The sequence below is a fragment of the Ruegeria marisrubri genome (assembly GCF_001507595.1).
GTDB lineage: Bacteria > Pseudomonadota > Alphaproteobacteria > Rhodobacterales > Rhodobacteraceae > Ruegeria > Ruegeria marisrubri.
This window is the reverse complement of sequence record NZ_LQBQ01000025.1, coordinates 1-1,719: the sequence shown is the minus strand read 5'-3', so window position 1 is coordinate 1,719 and position 1,719 is coordinate 1. Positions and strand designations below refer to the sequence as shown.

1 protein-coding gene is annotated in these 1,719 nt (G+C 63.1%); it reads right to left on the bottom strand.

Annotation, left to right across the window (positions count from 1 at the left end):
* Positions 1-1,696: hypothetical protein (locus AVO45_RS12475; RefSeq protein ID WP_157770157.1), on the bottom strand; the 1,696-nt coding region annotated here is incomplete at its 3' end.
* Positions 1,697-1,719 lie beyond the last annotated feature (23 nt).

The following is a 1,719-nucleotide window of genomic DNA, read 5'->3' as shown; positions in this document are numbered from 1 at the left end:
GTCCGGTGACGGTGATGTCGCCGACGTCGATGCTGGCGGTGTCGATGGCCACGTTGTCCGTGAAGGTGACGGTGACGTCGGTGGTCGTCGTTCCGACCTGGGCCGGTCCGATATCGGGGGCTGAGGCGGACTGGACCACGGGCGCGGTGCTGTCGCCGGGCGCGGAATCGAAAGTCAGGAAAATCGGCTGGGTCACCGGACCCATCGGCGCATTTCCGTCAGATGGGTCGATGATTGCCGCGACGAATGCGAGCGGCAACTCATCCTCACCAGTGAAGTCATAGTCTGCCACGCCGGAAAAATCGAACATGGACGAGATGTCCTGATTGGTGCCGTCAAGGACGACGTCGACGGTCTGCAACTCGACGAGGTTGTTTGCAGGGAAGTCGGTGAGCGCCAGCGTGGCGAGTTGAGCATCCAGCTGCGGGGCGTATGCCTGATCGTCGGCATCACCGTTGTAGAACTCGTTTGTCACAGGCTGAATGAAGCCTTTTGCCAAGGTAACCCTTGCAACCGTCCCGGAGGGCCCATTGAGAATGACGGTTGGCCCACCTGCGTCGTAAGTGCCGGTGCCACCTTCGGCCAGCCCATTCACCGTCAGTGTCGGTTCGAGTGCTGGCGATGCCTGCGAAGATACCGTGAATGAGCCGGCATTGTTCCCGGCGCTCATCAAATCACCGGTGCTTGTGGTTCCGTCCGCGTAGGTGACCGTGACCGTTGCGGCGATGAGTTCGGCACCGGAAATCCCGCCAACGTCCCATGCCGGGGAGGAGCCTGCATTGAGCAGGTCCTTGCCCGCGCCGCGCACGGAATTCGGGTCCGCGTCGATCGAGAACTGGACAGTCTCGCCAGGTTCGAAGCCGCCGTTCAAAGCCTGATCGAACGTCAGTATCAGGCCTTCGTATCCCGCCGACCCACCGGTGCCGACATAGTTGGACGCATCTGGCGTCGTATCCACACCGGTTGAACCTGCGGAATCGATTGTAAGCTCTTTGGAAACGGTATCACCTGCCTCCCCGAATGGATCGAATACGGCATCCGGCAGAATCGCCGGCGAGAGGTCGAATTCGACCTTCGTGATTACCTTCTCGCCGGTGTTGGTGATCTCGAAGGAACTCGAGCCAAATGTCGATTTGTTGATGTTGTCCGACGTCTCGGTCACACCGATCCGCGCCGCGCCTGTGCCGCCGCCGCCTCCGCCACCGACAAGCTGGAAGTCGATGTAATCGGTGCGCAGCGGTTCGCCGCCGTCACTGGTGCCGACGATCTCGATGACGTCGCCGGTGGACAGCGCTACGCCGCTGATGGCGCGCTCGACAAGGGAGGTCTGGTCGGCAAGCGGCCCGCCGGCATCGAGGTTCCAGACGAAGCTGTCGATCTGGGTGCCGTTCACCAGAACGCTCATCTGCGACTGGCCGTCGGACTCGTCGAAATGGCCGAGGCCGAGGTCATAAGTGCCGCTGGCCGCCGTGAAGGTGTAGGAGGCGCGCTGCTCGCCGCTGTCGCCGGCCTGCAGGAACTGGTCGCCCGAGCCCTGGCCGTTGTTCTTCACGACAAAGCCGCTCAGGATGGTGAAGGTCTCCGCCTCGACCCGGAACGGATCTGATGGTGGCGGCGGTGGCGGCGAGGACAGATCGACCGTGAAGCCATCCAGCGTCGGGTCGGCGGCCACCGGGTTGCCGCTGGTGTCCAGCACCTCGCCCGCCGCGAGCGCGACGG